At 59.6% G+C, this 21,069-nt stretch carries 17 protein-coding genes; 6 read left to right on the forward strand and 11 right to left on the reverse strand.

Features of this window, described 5'->3' with window-relative positions; all coding sequences use genetic code 11:
• Window positions 1-11 precede the first annotated feature (11 nt).
• From AC1RBR_RS06495 to AC1RBR_RS06520, 6 genes are all read right to left on the reverse strand, one after another.
• A complete protein-coding gene (locus AC1RBR_RS06495; protein ID WP_115986234.1) occupies window positions 12-320 on the reverse strand; it encodes a BufA1 family periplasmic bufferin-type metallophore in 309 nt (102 codons plus the stop codon).
• Between the two features lie 300 nt (window positions 321-620).
• Window positions 621-1,322 carry an ABC transporter ATP-binding protein gene (locus AC1RBR_RS06500; protein WP_003222380.1) on the reverse strand — a complete coding sequence of 234 codons (702 nt, stop codon included), beginning with the start codon at window positions 1,320-1,322 and terminating at the stop codon, window positions 621-623.
• Window positions 1,323-2,090 carry a high-affinity branched-chain amino acid ABC transporter ATP-binding protein LivG gene (livG, locus tag AC1RBR_RS06505; RefSeq protein WP_095138460.1) on the reverse strand — a complete coding sequence of 256 codons (768 nt, stop codon included), beginning with the start codon at window positions 2,088-2,090 and terminating at the stop codon, window positions 1,323-1,325. It lies immediately after the preceding gene.
• Entirely contained in the window at window positions 2,087-3,343 is a 1,257-nt protein-coding gene (locus tag AC1RBR_RS06510; RefSeq protein ID WP_115986233.1) for a high-affinity branched-chain amino acid ABC transporter permease LivM, read from the reverse strand. The genes livG and AC1RBR_RS06510 overlap by 4 nt, the downstream gene beginning before the upstream one ends.
• Window positions 3,340-4,263: a high-affinity branched-chain amino acid ABC transporter permease LivH gene (livH, locus tag AC1RBR_RS06515; RefSeq protein ID WP_007918526.1), complete on the reverse strand. Its 924-nt coding sequence runs from the start codon at window positions 4,261-4,263 to the stop codon at window positions 3,340-3,342. The genes AC1RBR_RS06510 and livH overlap by 4 nt, the downstream gene beginning before the upstream one ends.
• Window positions 4,264-4,494: 231 nt before the next feature.
• Entirely contained in the window at window positions 4,495-5,622 is a 1,128-nt protein-coding gene (locus AC1RBR_RS06520) for a branched-chain amino acid ABC transporter substrate-binding protein (RefSeq protein WP_443533098.1), read from the reverse strand.
• A 351-nt stretch (window positions 5,623-5,973) separates the two neighbouring features.
• On the opposite strand from AC1RBR_RS06520, the gene AC1RBR_RS06525 reads away from it, so the two are divergent.
• Entirely contained in the window at window positions 5,974-6,279 is a 306-nt protein-coding gene (locus AC1RBR_RS06525; RefSeq protein ID WP_047292130.1) for a DUF2288 domain-containing protein, read from the forward strand.
• Window positions 6,280-6,573: 294 nt separating this feature from the next.
• Here AC1RBR_RS06525 and AC1RBR_RS06530 read toward each other — a convergent pair whose 3' ends face one another.
• On the reverse strand, window positions 6,574-8,772 hold the full coding sequence (locus tag AC1RBR_RS06530; RefSeq protein WP_166496535.1) for a hypothetical protein: 2,199 nt from the start codon (window positions 8,770-8,772) through the stop codon (window positions 6,574-6,576).
• Between the two features lie 195 nt (window positions 8,773-8,967).
• Here AC1RBR_RS06530 and AC1RBR_RS06535 point away from each other — a divergent pair, with 195 nt between their 5' ends.
• The gene (locus AC1RBR_RS06535) at window positions 8,968-9,864 is read left to right on the forward strand and encodes an NAD(P)-dependent oxidoreductase (RefSeq protein WP_492563516.1); all 897 of its coding nucleotides are present in this window, start codon (window positions 8,968-8,970) and stop codon (window positions 9,862-9,864) included.
• Here the strand turns inward: AC1RBR_RS06535 and AC1RBR_RS06540 are convergent.
• Both AC1RBR_RS06540 and AC1RBR_RS06545 read right to left on the reverse strand, forming a co-directional pair.
• Complete coding sequence (locus AC1RBR_RS06540; RefSeq protein ID WP_481396652.1) at window positions 9,755-12,037, reverse strand: putative bifunctional diguanylate cyclase/phosphodiesterase; 2,283 nt, start codon at window positions 12,035-12,037, stop codon at window positions 9,755-9,757. The two genes, AC1RBR_RS06535 and AC1RBR_RS06540, sit on opposite strands and share 110 nt — an antisense overlap.
• 147 nt (window positions 12,038-12,184) lie before the next feature.
• Entirely contained in the window at window positions 12,185-12,553 is a 369-nt protein-coding gene (locus tag AC1RBR_RS06545) for a YkgJ family cysteine cluster protein (RefSeq protein ID WP_095138466.1), read from the reverse strand.
• Window positions 12,554-12,854: 301 nt separating this feature from the next.
• On the opposite strand from AC1RBR_RS06545, the gene AC1RBR_RS06550 reads away from it, so the two are divergent.
• On the forward strand, window positions 12,855-14,204 hold the full coding sequence (locus AC1RBR_RS06550; protein WP_095138467.1) for a spinster family MFS transporter: 1,350 nt from the start codon (window positions 12,855-12,857) through the stop codon (window positions 14,202-14,204).
• Between the two features lie 162 nt (window positions 14,205-14,366).
• On the opposite strand, the gene rapA is transcribed toward AC1RBR_RS06550, so the two are convergent.
• Window positions 14,367-17,213, reverse strand: a complete 2,847-nt coding sequence (gene rapA, locus AC1RBR_RS06555; RefSeq protein WP_258678752.1) for an RNA polymerase-associated protein RapA — start codon at window positions 17,211-17,213, stop codon at window positions 14,367-14,369.
• A gap of 254 nt (window positions 17,214-17,467) precedes the next feature.
• On the opposite strand from rapA, the gene AC1RBR_RS06560 reads away from it, so the two are divergent.
• From AC1RBR_RS06560 to ccoM, 3 genes are all read left to right on the forward strand, one after another.
• The gene (locus AC1RBR_RS06560) at window positions 17,468-17,809 is read left to right on the forward strand and encodes a hypothetical protein (RefSeq protein WP_003222394.1); all 342 of its coding nucleotides are present in this window, start codon (window positions 17,468-17,470) and stop codon (window positions 17,807-17,809) included.
• 112 nt (window positions 17,810-17,921) lie between these two features.
• On the forward strand, window positions 17,922-18,083 hold the full coding sequence (locus AC1RBR_RS06565; protein ID WP_095138469.1) for a hypothetical protein: 162 nt from the start codon (window positions 17,922-17,924) through the stop codon (window positions 18,081-18,083).
• Between the two features lie 148 nt (window positions 18,084-18,231).
• The gene (ccoM, locus tag AC1RBR_RS06570) at window positions 18,232-18,345 is read left to right on the forward strand and encodes a cytochrome c oxidase subunit CcoM (RefSeq protein ID WP_003222396.1); all 114 of its coding nucleotides are present in this window, start codon (window positions 18,232-18,234) and stop codon (window positions 18,343-18,345) included.
• A gap of 1,211 nt (window positions 18,346-19,556) precedes the next feature.
• Here the strand turns inward: ccoM and AC1RBR_RS06575 are convergent.
• Entirely contained in the window at window positions 19,557-21,032 is a 1,476-nt protein-coding gene (locus AC1RBR_RS06575) for an inorganic phosphate transporter (protein WP_095138470.1), read from the reverse strand.
• Window positions 21,033-21,069: the final 37 nt, after the last annotated feature.

Genomic DNA, 21,069 nt, shown 5'->3' on the forward strand with positions numbered 1-21,069 from the left:
CAGGCAATGGATCAGGACTTGGCTTTGAAGGCTTCCATCTGACCGAAACCGGTCGGCGAGGTCTTGCTCTCGGTGGTGGTGCAGGTGCCTTTTGGCACTAACTTCCACGCGTTGGGCTGGTAGTCCATCTTGGCTGTGCCGGCACACGTGGTGCCTGCGCCCGCGGCGCAATCGTTGTGGCCTTTCATGGCCACGCCGAAGCATTTTTCCATGTTGCTGTTGTCGGCGGCATTGGCGCTGGAAACGGCGGTCATGCTCAGGGCGGAACCAAGAGCCAGAACCAGTGCCGCGGCGGACAGGGTGCGAGTGGTAGCAGTCATGATGTTTCTCCAGATTTGAGCTTGGGTTTTACAAGCGAAGTGCGCTTGCTTGTCCCACTAGAGAAACGACATGGCGATGCGTTACAGCGCAGTGCAAAGTTTTTTCAAAACTTCTTCGAACACGGCAAACCACTGTGGGAGCGGGCTTGCTCGCGAAGGCGTAGTGTCAGACGCCATTGATGTTGGATGACACACCGCATTCGCGAGCAAGCCCGCTCCCACAAGGGATTGTCGGTGGATGGAAGGTTTTTGACAGACAAAAAAACGGCCCGAAGGCCGTTTTTTATTAGGCGAAATGACTCAACCGCCGAGGTACGCCTCGCGTACTTTCGGGTCGGTCAGCAGCGCTTCACCGGTGCCTTGCATGACCACGCGGCCGTTCTCCAGAACGTACGCACGGTCAGCGATTTTCAGCGCCTGGTTGGCGTTTTGCTCGACCAGGAACACTGTTACACCGTCCTTGCGCAGCTGTTCGATGATGTCGAAGATCTGCTGGATGATGATCGGTGCCAGGCCCAGCGACGGCTCGTCGAGCAGCAGCAGTTTCGGCTTGCTCATCAGCGCACGACCGATGGCGAGCATCTGCTGTTCGCCGCCGGACATGGTGCCGCCGCGCTGGTTGAAGCGTTCTTTCAGGCGCGGGAACAGGCCGAGGACCTTGTCCATTTGCTCCTGATAGTCGCCCTTGTCGGTGAAGAAACCGCCCATCGACAGGTTTTCTTCGACGGTCAGGCGCGCAAACACCCGACGACCTTCCGGCACCACCGCGATGCTCTTGCGCATGATCTGCGACGAGTCCTGACCGACCAGTTCCTCACCCATGTAGCGGATGCTGCCGCTGTGCGCCTGCGGCGAACCGCAAAGCGTCATCAGCAGCGTGGACTTGCCGGCACCGTTGGCGCCGATCAGGGTCACGATCTCGCCCTGACGGACTTCGACGTTGACGCTGTGCAGGGCCTGGATCTTGCCGTAGAAGGTGGAAACGTTTTCGAACTGCAGCATTTACGCTTCCCCCAGGTAGGCTTTGATCACTTCGGGATTGTCGCGGATCTGTTCCGGTGTGCCGTCAGCCAGAGGCGTGCCCTGGTTGATCACGACGATGTGGTCGGAAATGCTCATGACCAATTTCATGTCGTGTTCGATCAGCAGCACGGTCACGTTGTGCTCTTCACGCAGCACGCCGATCAGCGCCTTGAGGTCTTCGGTTTCCTTCGGGTTCAGACCGGCCGCCGGTTCGTCGAGCATGAGGATCCGTGGGCGGGTCATCATGCAGCGGGCGATTTCCAGCCGGCGTTGCTGACCGTAGGCCAGAGTGCCGGCGGTACGGTTGGCGAACTCTTTGAGGTTGACCTTTTCCAGCCAGTACTCGGCATATTCCATGGCCTCGCGCTCGCTCTTGCGGAACGCCGGGGTCTTGAACAGGCCGGACAGGAAGTTGGTGTTCAGGTGACGATGCTGGGCGATCAACAGGTTCTCGACCGCTGTCATATCCTTGAACAGCCGCACGTTCTGGAAGGTGCGCACCACGCCCTTGAGGGCGATCTTGTGCCCCGGCAGGCCCTGGATCGGCTCGCCGTCCAGCAGGATGCTGCCGCCCGATGGCTGGTAGAAACCGGTGAGGCAGTTGAACACGGTGGTCTTGCCCGCGCCGTTCGGCCCGATCAGTGCCACCACTTGTTTCTCCTTGACGGTCAGGGCCACGCCATTGACCGCGAGCAAGCCGCCGAAGCGCATGCTCAGGTTTTCGACTTTCAGAATCTCGCGGCTCATTTTCGCAACTCCATGTGTGGGCGTTGCATCGGCAGCAGACCTTGTGGACGCCAGATCATCATCAACACCATCAGCGCACCGAACATCAACATCCGGTATTCGCTGAATTCACGCATCATTTCCGGCAACAGGATCATCACTACGGCCGCGAGGATCACGCCCAGTTGCGAGCCCATGCCACCCAGCACGACGATGGCGAGGATGATCGCCGACTCGATAAAGGTGAACGATTCCGGGGTCACCAGACCCTGACGGGCGGCGAAGAAACTACCGGCAAAACCGGCAAACGCAGCACCGAGGGTGAACGCGGAAAGCTTGATCACGGTCGGGTTCAGACCCAGCGCGCGGCAGGCGATTTCGTCTTCACGCAACGCTTCCCAGGCACGGCCGATCGGCATGCGCAGCAGGCGGTTGATCACGAACAGCGCCGCCAGCGCCAGCAACAGGGCAACCAGGTAGAGGAAAATCACCTTGTTGATCGAGTTGTATTGCAGGCCGAAATACTCGTGGAAGGTTTGCATGCCTTCCGCGGCTTTGCGTTCGAAGGTCAGGCCGAAGAACGTCGGTTTCTCGATGTTGCTGATGCCGTTCGGGCCACCGGTGATGTCGGTCAGGTTACGCAGGAACAGCCGGATGATCTCACCGAAACCGAGGGTCACGATCGCCAGGTAGTCACCGCGCAAGCGCAGCACCGGGAAGCCCAGCAGGAAACCGAATGTCGCCGCCATCAGACCGGCAATCGGCAGGCAGATCCAGAAGCTCAGGCCGTAGTAATGCGACAGTAGCGCGTAGCTGTAGGCGCCGACGGCGTAGAAGCCGACGTAGCCCAGGTCAAGCAGACCGGCCAGACCGACGACGATGTTCAGACCGAGGCCGAGCATCACGTAGATCAGGATCAGCGTGGCAATGTCCACCGCGCCACGGGAGCCGAAGAACGGCCAGATCAGTGCGCCAAGGATCAGCGCAATGATGATGTAGCGTTGCGTGGTCGGCAGGGTCAGGAAGTTGCTGGCCTTGGCAGGGATCAACGGCATGCCCGGCGAGGATCGCCAGGCCTTGCTGATCTGCTGGTTGAACAGCACTCGCAGGAACATCAGCACCGAGCAGATGGCGATGGTCGCCAGAATGGCCGGGCTGGTGTTGTGCACTTCGAGGTTGATGCCGACGATGGTCAGTTTCAAACCGAGTACCGGGTAGGCCACGGCCCACACCAGCAAAGCGCTGAACAGCGCCTGTTTAAGATTCCTAGTCATACTTTCTCAACCTCCGGACGGCCCAGAATGCCGGTCGGACGGAACAACAGCACCAGAACCAACAAGCCGAAAGCCACGACATCCTTGTACTGGTCGCCGAAGATATCGGCACCAAAGGCTTCCGCCACCCCAAGCACCAGCCCGCCGAGCATGGCGCCGGGGATGCTGCCAATCCCGCCCAATACTGCGGCGGTGAAGGCTTTGAGGCCGACGAGGAAACCGGCGTTGGGGTTGATCACCCCGTATTGCATGCTCAGCAGCACAGCCGCAACGGCCGCCAGCGCAGCACCAATGACGAAGGTCAGGGCGATGATGTTGTTGGTGTTGATGCCCAGCAGGTTGGCCATCTTGATGTCTTCGGCGCAGGCGCGGCAGGCGCGACCCAGGCGAGAGCGGGAGATGAACAGCGTCAGGCCGAGCATGGCGATCAGAGTCACCACGAACACCACGATTTGCATGTAGGAAATCAGCACTTCTTGTGCGCCACCTGGGCCGAAGGCAATGTTGCCCGGAATCAGGTTGGGGATAGCTTTGTCCTTGGAGTCTTGCGCCAGCAGAACGGTGTTCTGCAGGAAGATCGACATACCGATCGCGGAAATCAGCGGGATCAGACGGTTGCTGCCGCGCAACGGGCGGTAGGCAATGCGTTCGATGCTGTAACCGTAGGAACTGGTAACGACGATGCTGGCGATGAACGCCGCCGTCATCAACAGCGGGACACTGTCGAGTCCCATCATGGTCAACCCGGCGATGGCGATGAACGCCACGTAAGAGCCGATCATGTACACCTCGCCGTGGGCGAAGTTGATCATTCCAATGATGCCGTAAACCATCGTGTAGCCGATGGCGATCAAGGCATACATGCTGCCAACGTTAAGGCCGTTAACCAGCTGTTGGAAGAAGTGATAGATGTCAGGCATTACAGCGCTCCTAAAAACCTGATACGCATTTCACTGGTGGAGTCATTTTCCCGCCCGGCCCCGTGGATCTTTATCCACTTCGAATCCGGGTTTTGCCAGCGAACCGCTGATGACGGTTTTGAGATTTTCAGGTGGGGAGACTGGCGGATCACGCCAGCGCGGCCCAATACATTCGTAAAACAAAGCCCACGGCACGCCGTGGGCTTTATTGGCAGTCAGTCAGGCAGCGCCTTACTGAGGCGATACTTCAGTTTTAGGTTTGCCGTTGTGCCACTCGTAGACCACGAATTTGAAGTCTTTGAGGTCGCCCTTGGCGTCGAAGCTCAGGTCGCCAGTCGGGGTCTTGAAGGTACCGGCGTGGATGGCTTCAGCCACTTTGGTCGCGTCTTCGGACTTGGCTGCCTTGATGCCTTCGGCAATTACAGTCACCGCCGAGTAGGAAGGGAACACGAACGGACCGCTCGGATCTTCCTTCTTGGCTTTGAATGCGTCAGCCAGAGCAACGTTGGCTGGATCCTGATCGAAGGATTTCGGCAGGGTCACCAGCAGGCCTTCGGATGCGTCCTTGGCGATTTGAGTGATCGAGTCGTTACCCACGCCTTCCGGCCCCATGAACTTGGCTTTCAGGCCTTTTTCCTGGGCTTGGCGCAGGATCAGACCCAATTCCGGGTGGTAGCCGCCGTAGTAGACGAAATCGACGTTGGCTTGCTTGAGCTTGGCGATGATCGCCGAGAAGTCTTTGTCGCCGGCGTTGACGCCTTCGAATACGGCAACCTTGGTGCCTTTCTTCTCGAGAGTCGATTTCACCGCGGTGGCGATGCCTTCACCGTACTGCTGCTTGTCGTGCAGGACGCCAACGATTTTCGGTTTTACGTGATCGGCAATGTAGTTACCGGCGGCAGGGCCCTGGGCGCTGTCCAGGCCGATGGTACGGAAGACCATTTTGTAACCACGGGTGGTGATGTCCGGGCTGGTGGCAGCCGGGGTGATCATGATCACGCCTTCGTCTTCGTAGATATCCGAAGCAGGCTGAGTGGAGCTGGAGCACAGGTGACCGACCACGAACTTGACGCCGTCGTTGACGACCTTGTTCGCAACCGCTACCGCTTGTTTCGGATCGCACGCATCATCGTATTCAACGGCTTCGAGTTTCTTGCCGTCGACGCCGCCCTTGGCGTTGATCTGCTCGATGGCCATTTTCGCGCCACTGAACTGCATGTCGCCGTATTGGGCTACAGGACCGGTCTTGGGGCCGGCGATACCGATCTTGATGGTGTCAGCGGCGAACGAATGGCTGGCAACCCCGGCCAGAACCATAGCGGCAAACAGTTTGGAAATCTGCTTAGTAGCCTTAGTCATAGTGCTCCACTCTTACTGTTGTAATTTTTTTGAGTTCTGGCGCCGTAGCAGCAGAACCGGGTCAGATATCTTTGCGATACCCTCCGGAAATGCCCCCGGCAACTGTACCGGTACAGTGTAGAGCGCCGGTTGTTGGCCTGGGAAGCAGGCGCCGAGGGGCAAAACTTGGGGGTGTCGCATTTTTGAATGAAAAAGACAGAATTGCGGCGGGGGTTTGGTGGGCATATATCCCAATCACCAGCATTCCTTGGCGTTCCTGCTCTTTTCGTTCGGTGAAGCCATTTGCAACCGGGTTTTTCTGCCGAACCAGCGACGTTATCATTCGCGTCGATTTCTTTTCCGGACAGTCCCATGAATCAAGAACCTAGCACCCTCTATGCCAAGCTGCTTGGTGAAACCGCATCTATTACCTGGAAAGAGCTGGAGCCGTTCTTCGCCAAGGGTGCCCTATTGTGGGTCGATCCGGCCCTGGATTTGATCGCCGCCGCCGAGGCCGTGGCATCGGACGATGGCGAGAAAGTCGCCGCCTGGCTGGCCGAAGACAAGGTCGCCAAGCTGTCTGAAACGCGGGCGCTGGATATTTTCGAGCGTGATCCGGCGCTGTGGGCGGTGGTGGTGAGTCCGTGGATTCTGATCCAGGAAAGGGCGGTCGCCTGAGTCTGCGCACCTTTTTGGTGCTCATGATCGTCAGCGAAAAGTGTGTAGCGGAGTAGCGTGATGGCACGTTGCCGTAGAGAAAGGCCACAAGCGTGGGTGGCCTCACGGTGACGTAAACGTAACGGGAACAGTTTATTGAGCAGCCTGAGGGCTGCTTAATTGTTTCTGGATGTTGGAACGGCTGAGATCTTCAGAGGTCTTGAGGGCCTCATCGCGAGCAGGCTCACTCCTACAGGGAAACGCATTCAATTGTAGGAGTGAGCCTGCTCGCGATTGGGGCGACTCGGTCTGACATTAGACCGAGTAAGTCTTCCCGGTATGATTATTCAGCGAAATTACCTTGGTCTTGCCGATCCGGTGACGGTAGATCTCGCGCAGGTACTTGATCGATTTCTTCACGCAATCGCGCGACAGGCGAATGTCGTTGATCGAGACGAATTTGTCCTTGTCGTTGATCAACTCGCGATATTTCTTCTCGTACATCGGTTTGATCGCGTACCAGTTGGTATCGAGGATCTTCGCCGGGTTTTCGAACTCGTTGAGCAGATCGTCGATGCGCTCTTCGTCGAACTCCTCGTTGATGATGAAATCGAGGATCGAATTGTCCAGGGTCTCGTCGAAACGGTACGGGTTCTTGGCGAAGCAACGCTTGATGAACGCCACGATCAACGTCAGGAAGTCGTCCGACAGGCACGGGCTCTTGGCGATCAGGGTGGTCAGCGACAGGTTGGCCGAGGCGCCGATCACCAGCGCATAACGCTTGAGCGTGGTGTTGGGGAACAGGCTGTTGAGGTGGGTCTTCAACCGGTTCAGGTCCATGTACGACAGCTTGTAGTCTTTCGGCAACGAGACGATCGAGACCACCGACGAGCAGTTCTTGAAGAAGTGCAGGTCGTGCAGCGCGGCGGCGTCGTAGCCGGAATTCTTGTACTGCTCCAGCGAGGCGCGATAGCGCTTGGATTCGATCGGCAGCAGGCTGATGCCTTCAATGGCCTGGGTGACCTTGTTGAAGTGCGGCAGGTCGATCGAGCGGAAAAACAGGTCGTCGATGTTCAGGCGCTGCGGCTCTTTGTCGAACACCTTGAACTTGTCGCTGCTCGGCGGCGGGGTCTCCGGCACCACTGATTCCGCGTAGGCAATCGCCACCGGGCCGGCCAGGCTCATGAACAGGTCGTTGGCATCCAGGCGAATGGTTTCGCCGATGTCGATGCCGGCGCGACGGAAGTAGTTCTGGTCGTAGTCGGTGGTCACCGCCTGCGCCGTCAGAATGTTGAAGATCTGCTGCGAGATGTACTGGTTGGCGTGCTTCTCCATCGCATTGACATCAATGTTCTGGATGTTGCCGTCATCGCTCTCTTCGGCGTAACGCATGATGTCGTTGGAGATCAGCATCATCGCGTTCCATGGGCGTATGCGCCCCATGACGCTGGCTTCGCTGCTGTCTTCATTGGCGAAGTTGTAGGAGAAATCCCATTCTTCCGACAGGTATTTGCACAGCAGGCGTCCGGCGTTGATGTGCAGCGCCTCGGACATTTCACTGCGGTGATCGGAAATGTTCGGCAGTACGCAGATGCCGCTGGTGAAGATCGGCTCGAACACGAACGAATGCCCGCTCTTGCCGTCGTGTTCGTCCATCGGCTTGGTGTCGAACGTCTTGTTCATGTACGAGTGCTGCTGGGCCAGGCCGAATTCCGAGGCCATGCCCGAACCGGTACCGCCGCCGGCACTGAAGATCGAGAAATACAGGCGCGACTGGTTGGCCTTGATGCCGCAGCTGTCGATCAGGTACGAGTGGATCATTTTCCAGTCGGGGCTGGAGAAGCGCTGGGTGTCCTTGTTGAGGATGATCTTCGCCAGATACTGGCCGAGGATCGGCGCGTTACCGGCGCCACCGGCGTGGACTTCGGACAAGTCCATGATCTTCATTTTGCTGTAGTCGCGCAGGAAGCCGCTTTTCTCGCCCTTGCGCGAGAAGCGGATGCGCCCGGCGATGTCCTTGTCGAGGTCGCCCAGCATCACCAATGGTTCGACGAGGAACACCGGTTTGCTCGACTTGTTCGGGCCAATGCGCAGGTTGTGCTTGATCCACTGTGCCGGGCTGTAGCCCTTGTCGGCCAGACGCCGATCTGCCGCGCGGTCTTCGTTGTTGAATTCGTTGAGGTAGAACTTGCGCGCGTTGTACACCAGTTCCGCGACGTCGAGGGCGATGTTGGAGCCGCAGCGACCGAGGCCGATCAGGCACACCGACGGAAATTCCTGATCGTTGTGCTGTTCGTTGTCGCCTTCCAGGTGCGGCGGGCGCGGGAACACCAGATCACGCAGGCCATCGAGGTTGTCGAGGATGCGGTCGGTATTGGTTTCGGTGTAGTACAGATATTGCTGAGTGCCCAGCGGGCGCGAGGGAGGCAATGGCTTCGAGGGTGACGGGCTGTTTGCGGCAGGGCTGAGGGTCAGATCGGATACCGCAGTGGCGGGATTGTTTTTAGAAGTCATTGTGCGCCATATACCTGGACTGGTTGGTTCGCTGACCAGTGTCAGCGAGCCTCACGGAATAAGATCTCGCGTCTTTTATTGCGCGAATTTGGCCCGGGCGTCAGGGGCTTGGCCTGATTGTCGCGCGGGGGAATCCTTTCCTGATCGCTCATGAATCGGCCATTATTCAGTGATCTTTAATCGAAAAGAGGCAAAATGATGTCAACGCTACCTTCGTTGGGTTTTGCCGGAATCGGCTTGATGGGCCTGCCGATGTGCCGCCGTTTGCTGGCGGCGGGCTACCCGCTGACCGTGTGGAATCGCAACCCGGCCAAGTGCGCGCCACTGGTCGAAGCCGGCGCCCGGCAAGTGGCGACTCCGGCAGAACTGTGCGAACACGCGGACGTGGTGATGCTGTGCCTGGCCGACACGGCGGTGGTGCGCGAGGTGGTGTTTGGCGCCGGGGGTGTCGCTGAAGGTGCGAAAAGCGGCCAGTTGCTGGTGGACTTTTCCAGCCTCGAACCGACTGCTACCCGCGAGATGGCCGCCGAGTTGGCAGACAAGGCCGGGATGAGCTGGCTCGATTCACCGGTGTCCGGCGGCGTGGTCGGTGCCGAGGCCGGCAGTCTGGCGATCATGGTCGGCGGCGCGGCGGCGGATCTGGATCGGGTGCGCCCTGTGCTGCTCAGACTCGGTCAACGCGCCACGCACATGGGCGGTGTCGGCGCCGGGCAGGTGACCAAGGCTTGCAACCAGATGATTGTCGCCTGCAATGCGCTGGTGATTGCCGAAGTGGTAGCCCTGGCCGAACAGGCCGGAGTCGATGCGAGCCTGATCGCCGAAGCGCTGGCCGGTGGCTTTGCCGATTCGAAACCGTTGCAGATCCTTGCCCCGCAAATGGCCGAGAGCCGTTTTGAACCGGTGAAATGGCACGTGCGCACGCTGCTCAAAGACCTCGATACCGCGGTGAAATTCTCCCGCGAACAAGGCTCGGCCACACCGATCAGCGGATTGGCCGCACAACTGATGCGCCTGCATGGGGCGCAAGGTTTTTTGCAGAAGGATCCTGCGACACTGGTACAAATGTACCGCGCGCCAGACTCAACGGATTGACCGCGTGCGAGTGTTTGCGCTGATTGATTTCCTCAAGCACCGGGCGTAACTCGTCCAGCGGCACCGGGCGGCTGAGCAGATAGCCCTGAATGAAATCGCAGCCCGAGCGCTCAAGAAACTCGTACTGTTCCAGGCTTTCCACGCCTTCGGTCACCACCTGCAAATGCAGGGTGTGGGCCATGACGATGATCGCCTGGACGATCTCCATGTCGGCGGTCGCTGTGGGAATGTCGAGGATGAACGAACGGTCGATTTTCAGCGTATTGAGCGGCAGGCGCTTGAGGTAGGCCAGCGACGAATAGCCAGTGCCGAAGTCGTCGATCGACAGCGAGACGCCGAGAGCGCGGATCTGCCGCAGCAGCACCAGGGTGTTGGCGATGTTGCCCATCAGCGCGTTTTCGGTGACTTCCAGTTCCAGCCGTTCCGGCGCGACCCCGGCGCTGCGCAGCGCACTTTCGATTTCATCGGCGAGTTCTTCCCGGGCGAGGTTGAGGGGCGAGCAGTTCCAGGCGATTTTCAGTTCGTCGCAGCCATGCCGGGTCAGTTCGCCAAGGTCGGTGCAGGCCCGGCGCAGCACCCAGTTATCCAGTTCGGCGATCAGGCCGTTGGTTTCGGCAATCGCAATGAAACGGTCCGGGGCCAGCAGGCCATGCACCGGGTGCTGCCAGCGGATCAGCGCTTCGAGTTTGGTCACCCGACCGGTTTTCAGTTCGAAGATCGGTTGGTAATACAGCGTCAGCCCGTTTTCCTCCCGCAGGGCCTGGCGCAGTTCTTCTTCCAGTTGCAGTTCGAGGCTGGCGCGGGTCTTCATGTTGGTGCTGAAAAAATGCAGGCCGTTACGCCCGGCGCCCTTGGATTGATACAGCGCCAGATCCGCGTGCTTGAGCAGTTCTTCGCAGGTGGTGCCGTCGTCCGGGAACAGGCTGATGCCGATGCTGGTGGTCATCACCATACGGCGGCCGGCCAGCTCGATCGGCTCCTTCATCTTCAGCATGATCCGTTGCGCCATGTTGCGCGCTTCCTCTCGTTCACGCAGGCTGATCAGGATGCAGAACTCGTCACCGCCGAAGCGGGCGACCACGTCTTCATGGCTGCGCACTGACCCCTTGATGTGATTGGCGATGACTTTGAGCAGGGCGTCGCCGGCGTCATGGCCGAGGCTGTCGTTGATTCGCTTGAAGTGATCGATGTCGAGAAACATCACCGCGAGCATCCCGCCCTCGCTGGTTTTCTGGCTGAGTTTCTCGGCGAAAAGCTGGTTGAAACCGCGACGGTTGATCAGGTTGGTCAGGGCATCGTAGTTGGCCACTTGCTGCAGCGACATCCGCGCCTGATCGAGCTGGCTGAGCAGGGCGTTGACCCGGCGCAGGTCGTGCTCCTTGCTTTGCAGTTTCTTGTCGGCCAGTGCCGCGCTGATCGCGCTGCCGAGAATCAGCAGGATGATCAATGCGACGGTCAGGCCCAGTTGCAGGTAATTGGTTTCGCCGCTCAGGGTCGGTGCTGCGCCCTCGGGCACCACCAGATTCAACGCGGCCATGCCGGTGAAATGCATGCTGATGATGCCGGCACCGAGGATCATCGCGGCGGTGTATTTGAGCAGTTGATGAAACCGTCCACTGCTTTCACGCAAATAACCGGCGACCCACAGTGCGGCGAAGCTGGCGCCGATGGCAATCACGATCGACAGGCAGAACAGCAGCGGCTGGTAATACGCGGTGGCCACCGAATGCATCGCCGCCATGCCGACGTAATGCATGCCGGCGATGCCCAGGCCGATAACGATCGCGGTTTTCAGGTACTGCATCAGCGAGGGTTGAGGCACGCTCAGGGTGTGCATCGCCAGCCACGAGGCGAGCAGGGCGATCACCAGGGAAAACAGAGTGGTGGCCAGTTCGTAATGGATTTCCAGCGGCGCCTGGAATGCCAGCATGGCGATGAAGTGCATGGCCCAGATGCCGCCGGCCAGGCAAGTGGCACCGATCCAGCGCCAGACCCGTTGCGAACCCGGATCTTCGGCGTGGCCAACCCGCTCGGCCATATCGAGGGTGGCAAAACTCGCGGCGCAGGCAACCAGATAGGCCACCAGCACCAACAAGGGATTGTGTGTGCAATCGAGAATGACCTGCCCGCTCTCCGGCAGCTCGGTAACAAACTGCAAACCAAGCCACTCCATAGCATCCCCGTCTCAGAAGTCGTCCCTGCTGCCTCAGCAACGCAGGCGAATGAGAGGAGTATAGAGGCGGTTTTTATCGTGCAAGCGGTAGTGGCACATTGCAGTCAACGATTTCGGCATGAGCTTCATAGCAATTGGTGCTAAGCGTCAGGCACTCTGGTCGTAATGAATCCGGTTCCACTCCGGGTCGAGGGGCGGCAGGCCGAATCGCGCCCGGGCGGCGTCGCAATCGACGTTCTGCTCACCGTTTTCCCACGACGCCTCGAACTCGCGGCATGTGCTGGAACGCTTGTCGTAGATCGAGCATTGCACAACGTTGCCGACTTCGCCGACCAACGCGGTGCAGCGTGCCGGTTTCTGATCGGTACCGATCATGGCCACCCGGCTGGGTGTGATCTGGGTGACCAGTTCATCGGGCACCGTCCCCCCGGAGGATGAGCATTCACCCCAGAAAAAAGACACGCGAAAATGGGAACAGCAGGCACCGCAATTCAGACACGGACTGACTTCGGACATGGGGAGGGTATCAAAGGGGTTGATCGGCGAATCCGGACGGATCCGGCGGCTATTCTAGGCTTCGCCATGAACTTGGGAAGGGGGGCGCGAAAGTATTTTTTTGTAGCCGGGTTTTGCCGCAAAACCCCCGGTTTATGGGCGATTGCCGAGTTATCAAGGGCTTACGTTTCTTTACAGTGCCATGGCTCATTATCAGGCTGACGAATGATCACAGACAGCCTCGGCAGGTCTGTCTAGATTGCAGGTTCCGGGCTCGGATGCGTCGGCAGTGAAGCCCTCATAACAATAAAGAGACGGACCCATGCAGAACTCGACCCAAGCGGCGAATGCCTGGCGCATTCTGTTCCTGTTGTTCCTTGCCAACCTGTTCAATTTCTTCGACCGCACCATTCCGGCGATCATCATCGAGCCGATCCGCATGGAATGGCACCTCAGCGACTTTCAACTGGGGATCGTCGGCACGGCGTTCACCATTGTCTATGCGATTGCCGGTCTGCCGCTTGGGCGCATGGCCGACACCGGCTCACGCAGCAAACTGATGGGCTGGGGTCTGGCGACCTGGAGCGCGCTCACCGCCGTCAACGGGCTGGTGGGCAGTTTCTGGAGTTTCCTCATCGTACGTATGGGCATCGGCATCGGTGAGGCCAGTTACGCGCCGGCGGCCAACTCGCTGATTGGCGACTTGTTCCCGGCGCACCGTCGGGCGCGGGCCATGGGCATTTTCATGCTCGGCCTGCCGCTGGGGCTGTTGCTGGCGTTCTTCACCATAGGCTGGATGGTCAAGGCTTTCGACAGTTGGCGCGCGCCGTTCTTCATCGCTGCGGTACCGGGACTGTTCCTTGCGATCTTCATGTTTTTCATAAAAGAACCGAAGCGCGGCGCGGCAGAAACCGTGCAGGTTTCGCAAGAGAAAGTCGACAAGCCGATCCGTCGAATTCTCGCTGTGCCGACGTTCCTGTGGCTGGTGATGGCCGGCTTGTGCTTCAACTTTGCCACCTATGCCTGCAACTCGTTTCTGGTGCCGATGCTGCAGCGCTACTTCCTGATGCCGCTGCAGGAAGCGGCAGTGGCGACTGGGGTGATTGTCGGCATCACCGGGCTGATCGGCCTGACCCTCGGCGGCTGGATCGCCGACAAGATTCATCAACGAGTCGCCAACGGTCGACTGCTGTTTGCCGGCTTCAGCCTGATCATCTCGACCCTGTGCACCGCGTGGGCGCTGCATGCCGGACGGGTCGAGATCGGCGTGTTCGTCGCGGTGTTCAGCGTCGGCTGGCTGTTCGCCTATAACTTCTATACCTGCGTGTACACGGCGATTCAGGACGTGGTCGAACCACGCCTGCGGGCTACGGCGATGGCGCTGTTCTTTGCCGGGCTGTACTTGCTCGGCGGCGGCTTGGGGCCAGTGGTGGTTGGGGCCTTGTCCGATCACTTCGCCAAGTCGGCGATGCTTTCGGCGGGGGCCGAGCAGATGACCGAGGCGTTCAAGGCTGTGGGGCTGCATGACGCGATGTACCTGATTCCGGTGGCGCTGTTCTTGACCATGGTGTTTCTGTTTCTGGCGGCGCGCTGTTTTGTGCGCGATGCGCAGCGGATGAAGGAGGGGTTGGTGGCAGTGGTTGAGCCTGATGTTTCTGTCGCGACTGCATGATCGCCTTCGCGAGCAAGCCCGCTCCCACATGGGAACGCATTCCAAACTGTAGGAGCGGGCTTGCTCGCGAAAGGGCCATCAGCATCAGTCGATAAATACCAGATAAACAAAAAGGCCCGCATCACTGCGGGCCTCTTCATTTATAGCGGTAGAGCGGGTGGCTTAACCCGCCACCAGCACCCGGATCGCTTCCAGACGCAACGCCGCTTTATCGAGCATCGCCAGACCCAGTTCACGCTGCTTGCGCAACGCATCCAGTTCGCTGTCGCGCACGGTCGGGTTGACTGCTTGCAACGCGGTCAGGCGCGCCAGTTCTTCGTCGGTGTCCGCCGCGAGACGACGACGGGCCTCGGCCACGCGCTCGGCGTGACGCGGGGTGATCTTGTCTTCACCGGCGTTGATCCGTGGCGTCAGCTGATCGCGCTGGGCCTGGATGAACTTGTTGGCGCTGGCACGCGGCACGCTTTCCAGTTGATCGTTCAAGGTTTCGAACGAGACCCGGGCCGACAGGTCGTTGCCGTTGGCGTCGAGCAGGCAGCGCAGGGCGGCCGGTGGCAGGTAGCGGCCCAGTTGCAGCGAGCGCGGCGCAACTACTTCGCTGACGTAGAGCAGTTCCAGCAACACCGTGCCCGGTTTCAGCGCCTTGTTCTTGATCAGTGCGACGGCGGTGTTGCCCATCGAACCGGACAGCACCAGGTCCATGCCGCCCTGCACCATCGGGTGTTCCCAGGTGATGAACTGCATGTCTTCGCGCGACAGCGCCTGGTTGCGGTCGTAGGTGATGGTCACGCCTTCGTCATCGCCCAGCGGGAAGCTGGCGTCGAGCATCTTCTCGCTCGGCTTGAGGATCAGGGCGTTTTCCGAATGGTCTTCGCTGTCGATGCCGAACGCGTCGAACAGGGTTTCCATGTAGATCGGCAGGGCGAACTGATCGTCTTGCTCAAGGATGTCCTCGACCAACTGATCGCCTTCGCCCGAACCGCCGGAGTTCAGCTCCAGCAGACGGTCGCGGCCGGTATGCAGTTCCGCTTCCAGACGCTCGCGCTCGGTGCGCGCCTCGTCGATCAGCGCTTGCCACTCACCGTCGTCGGCTTCTTCAAGCAGCGGCAGCAGGCGCGGGCCGAACTGATGCTGCAAGGCGTTGCCGGTCGGACAGGTGTTGAGGAACGCGTTCAGCGCTTCGTGGTACCACTGGAACAGGCGCTCTTGCGGGCTGGTTTCCAGGTACGGCACGTGCAGTTCGATGATGTGCTTCTGGCCGATCCGGTCGAGACGACCGATACGCTGCTCGAGCAGATCCGGGTGCGACGGCAGATCGAACAGCACCAGGTGGTGAGCGAACTGGAAGTTGCGACCTTCACTGCCGATTTCCGAGCAGATCAGCACCTGCGCGCCGAACTCTTCGTCGGCGAAGTAGGCGGCGGCGCGGTCACGCTCAAGGATGTTCATGCCTTCATGGAACACCGTGGCCGGGATGCCGGAACGCACGCGCAGGGCGTCTTCCAGGTCCATCGCGGTTTCGGCGTGGGCGCAGATCACCAGCACTTTGGTGCGCTTGAGCATTTTCAGCTGATCGATCAGCCACTCGACGCGCGGGTCGAATTTCCACCAGCGCTCTTCTTCGCTGGCGTCCGGCTGGGCCTGGAAGCTGACTTCCGGGTACAGCTCGGCGTGATCGCCCAGCGGCAGTTCAAGGTATTCGTCCGGGCATGGCAGCGGGTACGGGTGCAGTTTGCGTTCCGGGAAACCCTGCACGGCGGCGCGGGTATTACGGAACAGCACGCGGCCGGTGCCGTGGCGGTCGAGCAGCTCGCGTACCAGACGGGCGCTGGCTTCGGTATCGCCATCGTTGACCGCGGTCAGCAGGGCTTCGCCTTCGTTGCCGAGGAAACCGTGGATGGTCTTGTGCGCTTCCGGCGACAGGCGGCCCTTGTCGAGCAACTCCTGAACGGCTTCAGCCACCGGGCGATAGTTCTCGCTCTCGGCGCGGAACGCAGCCAGGTCATGGAAACGGTTCGGGTCGAGCAGGCGCAGACGGGCGAAGTGGCTGTCCTGACCGAGCTGTTCCGGGGTCGCGGTGAGCAGCAGCACGCCGGGAATCACTTCAGCCAATTGTTCGACCAGCGAGTACTCGGGGCTGGCCTTGTCTTCGTGCCACACCAGGTGGTGGGCTTCGTCGACCACCATCAGATCCCAGCCGGCGGCGAACAAGGCGTCCTGCGCTTTCTCGTCTTCGACCAGCCACTCCAGGGCAACCAATGCCAGCTGGGTGTCTTCGAACGGGTTAGTGGCATCGCTTTCGATGAAGCGCTCTTCGTCGAACAGCGCGACCTGCAGGTTGAAACGGCGGCGCATTTCCACCAGCCACTGGTGCTGCAGGTTTTCCGGCACCAGGATCAGCACACGGTTGGCGCGGCCCGAGAGCAGTTGGCGATGGATCACCAGACCGGCTTCGATGGTTTTCCCCAGACCCACTTCGTCCGCCAGCAGAACCCGTGGCGCGATACGGTCGGCGACTTCACGGGCGATGTGCAACTGGTGCGCGATCGGTTGCGCACGCACGCCGCCCAGGCCCCAGAGCGAGGACTGCAACTGGCGACTGGTGTGTTCCAGGGTGTTGTAGCGCAGGGAGAACCACGACAGCGGGTCGATCTGCCCGGCGAACAGGCGATCGCTGGCCAGACGGAACTGAATGAAGTTCGACAGCTGGGTTTCCGGCAGGGTGACGGCTTCGTTCTGCCCGTTGAGACCGTGATAGACCATCAGCCCGTCGACGTCGTCGACTTCGCGCACGGTCATCTTCCAGCCTTCGAAGTGAGTAATGGTGTCACCCGGCGAGAACCGCACGCGGGTGAGGGGCGCATTCCGTAGCGCGTACTGGCGTGTTTCGCCAGTGGCCGGGTAAAGCACGGTCAACAAGCGGCCGTCCTGTGCCAGAACGGTGCCTAAACCAAGCTCTGCTTCGCTGTCACTGATCCAGCGTTGCCCCGGTTGATACTGCTGCGCCATGCTGCCTGACTCCCACCTTGAAAAAGCGGGCTATCTTAACGGAATGCAGGCCTCCAGACCAAAGGTTTACGAGTGCAGGAGCTGCCGAAGGCTGCGATCTTTCGATCTTCGGGAACGCTTGCGTTCTACGGTGTTCCATTAAAGATCGCAGCCTGCGGCAGCTCCTACAGGTGCCAAATGCGTCACAGATTTGCGACGGATGGCTCAAGGCGCCTTTGCCGCAGCCGATAGCCTGCTGACAGGAGACCCTTTATATGCTGCCACCGATGCTCCCCCTGAGCGCTGTGCCGATCACTTCCCAGCAGGATCCGATTCGCCAGCGGCCGGACATTCCTCCGGTGGTGCCGGTGCAGGAAAGCTCCAACGAAAGCACGATCGACCTGCAAAAACGCGACCCGGAAGAGGATCGACTGCTGGCGCGCGAAGAACAGCGTCGCCAACAGGAGCGTGATCGTCGCCGTCGCGAAGCCGACGAAGATCCGGAAGAGCATCTGGCCGTACCGGGCACCGAGCTGAATGCCGACAACACGGTGCCGGTGGTGCCGCTGATGGAGGATCAGCCGCGTCAGGGCTTGTGGGTCGATATCGAGATCTGATTCCCGGAAAGGTTTACACGAATTGTTGTAGAGCGCTGGCGTCAGGCGGCATGATTGGCGCAGTCCTGCCTTTGATGCGGCAGTTGTGATTCTTCTAAGTGATGCACCCGCCATGAGCCAAGACGACAAACTGATCGACCTCAGCACCGAGCGCGCCAAGCGCGTGCATGACCTCAACGAGAAACGCCTCAACGAAGTGCGCAAGGCCTTCGAGCAAGCCATGCCGTTGGGAAAAGCCCAGAAAAAGCCGAAAAAGAAACCGAAAAAGCGTTGATCTCCCCCTGCATCCTTTGATGCAGGTCAGTTATTTTCCCGCCTTTGCCTTCTGTGTTGTCCGGACTTGATCCTGGTCAATTTCTGCGCCTGCGTGATTGGTTAACTTAGCTCCATCGCAGCAAAGCAGGGGCCAGGAGGCCACAGTCATGTTTTTCGATAACGTGGTGTTTGCCGGGGTTCTGACCGTAGGTCTCATGGTTCTGTTTTTTGCAGGGTTTGGATTTTTTATCTGGAAGGATGCGAATAAGCGCAAGAAGTAGGTCTTTCCGGGTTTGATGAGCACGCAAGGCATTTTGGGGCGACTTCGGTTGCCCCTTTTTTTTGTGTCTTGGCGGCCTTTGGGCCGACCAGACTTTGGGTGTGCTTTGTGAATATCCGTTGCTGCGGTAATGGCCACCTAGGGTTTCGCCCTTACGGCGACTCACTTTTTTTACAAACGCCTAAAAAAAGTAAGCAAAAAAACGCTTGCTCCTACGTTCGGCCCGCTCGCTGGGGCTCGGGGTTCCTTCGCTGCGGGATTGATCCGGGCGCAGCGCCTCCGGTTTGCTTCGCTGCACCTCCTCTCGCTGTGTTTGGCTGCGCCAAACGGTCGCTACGCTCCCACCCCCGGATCAATCCCTCCACTCAGCCTTCCGATGTCGCCTTACAGATCAAGATCAAGAGCTGCAGCCGAGCTAACGCTCATCCTGTTGAGTGGGGCGGCTTTGCCGCATGGGGGGCGCTTGCTTGCGAAGGCGGCCTGTCAGCCGACCAATCTCTAACTGAACACACCCAATCCAACTGTGGGAGCGAGCTTGCTCGCGAAGGCGTCCTGCCAGCCGACCAATCTCTAACTGAACACACCCAATCCAACTGTGGGAGCGAGCTTGCTCGCGAAGGTGTCCTGCCAGCCGACCAATCTCTAACTGAACCCATCCAATCCAACTGTGGGAGCGAGCTTGCTCGCGAAGGAGTCCTGCCAGCCGACCAATCTCCAACTGAATACACCCAATCCCACTGTGGGAGCGGGCTTGCTCGCGAATGCGGCCTACCAGCCAACCAATCTTTAACTGAATACACCCAACCCCATGTAGGAGCTGCCGAAGGCTGCGATCTTTTGATCTGGCTCTGGCTCTTGATGTGGCTTTTGATCTTCAGCCCCTTCGGCAGGCCGAGCGAAGGTGTCCATCCGGGGGGTAGGCGCGCAGAGCCATGCGGCGAAGCCGCATACATCGAGAGGAGGTGCAGCGAAGCAAACCGGAGGCGATGCCCCCTGATGGACACCGTAGCGAGGGGACACTGAGCCTCAGCGAAGTGCCGTACGCCGGGGGAAGCCTTTTTGGTTACTTTTTCGGCGTTTGGAAAAAGTGACCCGCCGTAAGGGCGGAACCATAGGAGGCCGTTACCGCAGCAACGGACATGCTCACAAAACCAAACCCAAAAAAAAGGCGCGATCCTCACGAATCACGCCTTTCTCATGCACCGCTATCTATCAGCTACCCAAAGCCTTGGATGCCAGCCAGAACAACCCAGCCGACAGCGCGACAGTCGCCGGCAGGGTCAGAACCCACGCCAGCAGGATAGTGCGAACAGTCCCACCCTGCAGGCCGCTCTTGTTGGCGACCATGGTACCGGCCACGCCCGAGGACAGCACGTGAGTGGTCGATACCGGCAGGCTGAAGATGTTGGCCATACCGATCAAACTGGCAGTAGTGATCTGCGCCGACATGCCCTGGGAGTAGGTCATGCCTTGCTTGCCGATCTTCTCGCCGATGGTCAGTACCACGCGTTTCCAGCCGACCATGGTACCCAGACCGAGGGCCAGGGCGACCGCGAGAATCACCCAGAACGGGGCGTATTCGGTGGTGGTGGTCAGGTCTTTGCGCAGTTTGTCCAGGTCAGCCTTCTCACGCGCTTCCAGGCCTGGCAGCTTGCCGACTTTCTTCGCGGTGTCGTCCAGGCACAGCAGGTAACGACGCACTTCGATGCGGCTTTCCGAGGACAGCGAGTGGTAGTCCGCTACACCTTTAAGGGTGCCAAGCAGGGCGTTGATGGTCGGTTCGGTCTGCTGCGGGTTGCAGCGGAATTTCTCCGGCAGGTCGCCTTCAACGCTTTTGCCCAGGGCCAGGAATTCGCCCAGGGAGTCGGCATTGCGCTTGTAGAACTGGCTCAGGTGCAGGGTCGCGTCGCGGGTGCGTTCGATCTGGTAGGTGGTGCTGCTCAGGTCGAGGACGAACTGCGCCGGCACGATACCGATCAATACCAGCATGATCAGGCCGATGCCTTTCTGGCCATCGTTGGAACCGTGCACGAAGCTCACGGCCATGGCCGAGATCACCAGAACCAGGCGGTTCCAGAACGGCGGGTGCTTTTTGTCGTCGATCTTGCGGCGCTGTTCCGGGGTCTTGTGCATCTTCGACAGCGGGCGCCACCACTTCAGGCCGATCAGGACCAGCGCGGCGATCAGGAAACCGGCCATTGGCGAGAACACCAGCGAGGCGCCGATGTCGATCGCTTTCTGCCAGTTCACGCCGTCGGCCAACGGAATGTTGTTGATCAGGGCGTTGGCCAGGCCGACGCCGAGGATCGAGCCGATCAGGGTGTGGGAACTGGAGGCCGGGATACCGAAGTACCAGGTGCCCAGGTTCCAGGTGATCGCCGCGGCGAGCAATGAGAACACCATCGCCAGACCATGGCCGGTATTCACATTGATCAGCAGTTCCACCGGCAGCAGGTGAACAATGGCATACGCCACGCCAACGCCGCCCAGCAACACGCCGAGGAAGTTGAACACACCGGAGAAGAACACCGCCAGGTGAGGCGGCATGGCTTTGGTGTAGATAACAGTGGCTACCGCGTTAGCGGTGTCATGAAATCCATTGATGAACTCGAAGGCGAGGACAAACGTCAGGGCGAGCAAGAGGCTCACAAGCACCCAAGCATCCAGTCCGCTGAATAAATCGATCATGAAGGTTTTCTGACCCGGTCATAAGGGGGCGCGATTA

The organism is Pseudomonas sp. GW823-FHT01D03, assembly GCF_058798255.1.

Coding starts and splice junctions, on each gene's coding strand:
- AC1RBR_RS06565 (WP_095138469.1), top strand. CDS start 17,922: ATGAGCCAAGACGACAAACTGATCGACCTCAGCACCGAGCGCGCCAAG.
- AC1RBR_RS06575 (WP_095138470.1), bottom strand. CDS start 21,032: ATGATCGATTTATTCAGCGGACTGGATGCTTGGGTGCTTGTGAGCCTC.
- AC1RBR_RS06540 (WP_481396652.1), bottom strand. CDS start 12,037: ATGGAGTGGCTTGGTTTGCAGTTTGTTACCGAGCTGCCGGAGAGCGGG.
- AC1RBR_RS06560 (WP_003222394.1), top strand. CDS start 17,468: ATGCTGCCACCGATGCTCCCCCTGAGCGCTGTGCCGATCACTTCCCAG.
- AC1RBR_RS06520 (WP_443533098.1), bottom strand. CDS start 5,622: ATGACTAAGGCTACTAAGCAGATTTCCAAACTGTTTGCCGCTATGGTT.
- ccoM (WP_003222396.1), top strand. CDS start 18,232: ATGTTTTTCGATAACGTGGTGTTTGCCGGGGTTCTGACCGTAGGTCTC.
- livH (WP_007918526.1), bottom strand. CDS start 4,263: ATGCCTGACATCTATCACTTCTTCCAACAGCTGGTTAACGGCCTTAAC.
- AC1RBR_RS06530 (WP_166496535.1), bottom strand. CDS start 8,772: ATGACTTCTAAAAACAATCCCGCCACTGCGGTATCCGATCTGACCCTC.
- livG (WP_095138460.1), bottom strand. CDS start 2,090: ATGAGCCGCGAGATTCTGAAAGTCGAAAACCTGAGCATGCGCTTCGGC.
- AC1RBR_RS06545 (WP_095138466.1), bottom strand. CDS start 12,553: ATGTCCGAAGTCAGTCCGTGTCTGAATTGCGGTGCCTGCTGTTCCCAT.
- AC1RBR_RS06525 (WP_047292130.1), top strand. CDS start 5,974: ATGAATCAAGAACCTAGCACCCTCTATGCCAAGCTGCTTGGTGAAACC.
- rapA (WP_258678752.1), bottom strand. CDS start 17,213: ATGGCGCAGCAGTATCAACCGGGGCAACGCTGGATCAGTGACAGCGAA.
- AC1RBR_RS06495 (WP_115986234.1), bottom strand. CDS start 320: ATGACTGCTACCACTCGCACCCTGTCCGCCGCGGCACTGGTTCTGGCT.
- AC1RBR_RS06550 (WP_095138467.1), top strand. CDS start 12,855: ATGCAGAACTCGACCCAAGCGGCGAATGCCTGGCGCATTCTGTTCCTG.
- AC1RBR_RS06500 (WP_003222380.1), bottom strand. CDS start 1,322: ATGCTGCAGTTCGAAAACGTTTCCACCTTCTACGGCAAGATCCAGGCC.
- AC1RBR_RS06510 (WP_115986233.1), bottom strand. CDS start 3,343: ATGACTAGGAATCTTAAACAGGCGCTGTTCAGCGCTTTGCTGGTGTGG.
- AC1RBR_RS06535 (WP_492563516.1), top strand. CDS start 8,968: ATGATGTCAACGCTACCTTCGTTGGGTTTTGCCGGAATCGGCTTGATG.